This is a genomic window from Mesorhizobium silamurunense, assembly GCF_014843905.1.
GTDB classification, from domain to species: domain Bacteria; phylum Pseudomonadota; class Alphaproteobacteria; order Rhizobiales; family Rhizobiaceae; genus Mesorhizobium; species Mesorhizobium silamurunense.
This window is the reverse complement of record NZ_LPVS01000222.1, coordinates 1-2,719: the sequence shown is the minus strand read 5'-3', so window position 1 is coordinate 2,719 and position 2,719 is coordinate 1. Positions and strand designations below refer to the sequence as shown.

Sequence of the window (2,719 nt, the reverse complement as noted above, 5' to 3'; positions counted from 1 at the left end):
TGCGCGCCGGCTTCGAGGCCGCGGGCGCGATCGCCGCGCTGCTCGCGACGACGGCCCTGCCCGCTGAACTCACCGCGGCGCTGGCGGCGATCAATGCCTTGCCCGAAGCGCTCGCCCGCCACCTCAGCGAAGCGCTCGACGACGAATTGCCGCTCATCAAGCGCGACGGCGGCTTCGTGCGGTCGAGCTATCATGCCGAACTCGACGAGATGCGGGCGCTGCGCGACGAGTCGCGAAAAGTGATCGCCGGGCTGGAGCGCTCGCTGATCGAGGAGACCGGCATCCGCTCGTTGAAGATCCGGCACAACAATGTGCTGGGCTACTATATCGAGGTCACCGCCAACCACCATGGCGTGATGACCGGCAGCGATGCGGCGAAGGCGCGCTTCATCCACCGCCAGACCATGGCCAACGCCATGCGCTTCACCACGACGGAACTGGCGGAGCTGGAATCGAAGATCGCCAACGCCGCCGACCGGGCGCTCAGCATCGAGCTCGCCGCCTTCGACCGGCTGACGGCGGAGGTGGTCGGCGAGGCCGACGGCATCCGCGCCGGCGCCAACGCGCTCGCCGTGCTCGACGTGTCGTCAGCGCTGGCGCTGCTTTCCGAAAGCGAGGGCTGGTGCCGACCGGCGGTCGATTCCAGCCTCGCCTTCGAGATTTCCGGTGGGCGGCACCCGGTGGTCGAACAGGCGCTCAGGCGCTCGGGCGAAGGCCCGTTCGTCGCCAATGACTGCGACCTCTCGCCTGAGGCCGGGGCAAAGGCCGGCGCCATCTGGCTGCTCACCGGTCCCAATATGGGCGGCAAGTCGACGTTCCTCAGGCAAAACGCGCTGATCGCCATCCTGGCCCAGACCGGCTCCTTCGTTCCGGCTGAGATTGCCCATATCGGTGTCGTCGACCGGCTGTTCTCGCGCGTCGGTGCCTCGGACGATCTGGCGCGCGGCCGCTCGACCTTCATGGTCGAGATGGTCGAGACGGCGGCGATCCTCAACCAGGCCGGCGAGCGGGCGCTCGTCATCCTCGACGAGATCGGCCGCGGCACCGCGACTTTCGACGGGTTGTCGATCGCCTGGGCGGCGGTCGAGTACCTGCACGAGAAGAACCGCTGCCGGGCGATCTTCGCCACACATTTCCACGAGATGACGGCGCTGGCCGGCAAGCTGTCGCGGCTCTCCAACGTCACCATGCGGGTCAAGGAATGGGAAGGCGACGTCGTCTTCCTGCACGAGGTCGGCAAGGGTGCGGCCGACCGCTCCTACGGCGTCCAGGTGGCGCGGCTCGCCGGCCTGCCGGAAGCGGTGGTGGCGCGTGCCAAGGAAGTGCTGCACCAGCTCGAGGAAGGCGAGGTCTCGGGTAAGACCAATCGGCTCGTCGACGACCTGCCGCTGTTTTCAGTGGCGGTGAAGCGGGAGGCGCCGAAACCGGTGAAGGGCGACGCGCTCGGCGAGGCGCTGGTTGCGATCAACCCCGATGAGATGACGCCGCGGGAGGCGCTGGAGGCGCTGTACCGGCTGAAGGGACTGGCGACGAAGCAATAGCCTCTGTCTGCATCATCAGTCTCGCAATTGACTCATTGTACCGTCCGGTACAATGTCGCTTGTCGATGATCGAAAGCGACAGGAGATTTTCATGAGCCGCCCGCCATTGCCGCCTTTCACGGCCGAAACAGCAGCGCAGAAGGCGCGGCTCGCGGAGGATGCCTGGAACAGCCGCGACCCGGAGCGGGTTTCACTCGCCTATACCGAGGACAGCATCTGGCGGAACCGGGCCGAGTTCGTTTCAGGCCGCGGCGAGATCGTTGGCTTCCTGAAGCGCAAGTGGGCGCGCGAGCTGGATTATCGCCTGATCAAGGAGGTCTGGACCTGGAACGACAACCGCATCGCTGTGCGCTTCGCCTATGAATGGCACGACGACAGCGGCCACTGGTTCCGCTCCTACGGCAACGAGAATTGGGAATTCGACGAAGCCGGGCTTATGCGGCGCCGTGTTGCGAGCATCAACGACCTGCCGATCGCCGCAAGCGAACGAAAGTACCACTGGCCGCTCGGCCGCCGGCCGGACGACCATCCCGGCCTTTCGGAACTCGGGCTCTAAGGCCGGTGCGGCGCATCGCTCCAGATCGCGACCAGTTGCTGGGGATCGTTGCGGAAGTTTTCCGCGAGCATGGCTATGAGGGCGCCAGCCTGGCCTTGATCGGCGCGGCGACGGGGCTCGGCAAGGGAAGCCTCTACCACTTCTTTCCCGGCGGCAAGGAGGAGATGGCGAGAGCCGTCATTGCCCATATCGATGGCTGGTTCGAGGACAATGTCTTTGCACCTCTGCGCGACAACGCCGATCCGCAGGCCGGGATCGAGCAGATGCTCGAGGCGACCGACAGCTACTTCCGCTCGGGGCGCCGGGTTTGCCTCGTCGGCGCTTTCGCTCTGGATGAATCCCGCGACCTCTTCGGCGGCCAGATAAGAGATTATTTCGGCCGATGGATCACGCATCTCGCCGAAGCGCTCGCGCGATCTGGGCACCGACCGGGCGAGGCCTGCGAGCTTGCCGAGGAAACCGTCGCCGCCATCCAGGGAGCGCTCACGCTTGCCCGCGCCGCCAATGACCTCGATGTATTTTCAAGGGCATTGCGGCGACTGCGGATGCGGCTTGGGCTGCCGGCTAAGATCTAGAGCGGTTCAAGATTTGACGGAATCGGAGGGGATTCCCGATTTGTCGG

Annotated in this window: 3 protein-coding genes; all 3 read left to right on the top strand. The window is 65.8% G+C overall.

Going from position 1 to position 2,719, the window contains the following annotated elements; all coding sequences use genetic code 11:
* On the top strand, window positions 1–1,541 hold a 1,541-nt coding region (gene mutS, locus AU465_RS33200; protein WP_192257255.1), incomplete at its 5' end, for a DNA mismatch repair protein MutS.
* Window positions 1,542–1,632: 91 nt separating this feature from the next.
* Window positions 1,633–2,097, top strand: a complete 465-nt coding sequence (locus AU465_RS33195; RefSeq protein ID WP_192257253.1) for a nuclear transport factor 2 family protein — start codon at window positions 1,633–1,635, stop codon at window positions 2,095–2,097.
* 5 nt (window positions 2,098–2,102) lie between these two features.
* On the top strand, window positions 2,103–2,672 hold the full coding sequence (locus tag AU465_RS33190; RefSeq protein WP_192257250.1) for a TetR/AcrR family transcriptional regulator: 570 nt from the start codon (window positions 2,103–2,105) through the stop codon (window positions 2,670–2,672).
* Window positions 2,673–2,719: the final 47 nt, after the last annotated feature.

Coding starts and splice junctions, on each gene's coding strand:
- AU465_RS33195 (WP_192257253.1), top strand. CDS start 1,633: ATGAGCCGCCCGCCATTGCCGCCTTTCACGGCCGAAACAGCAGCGCAG.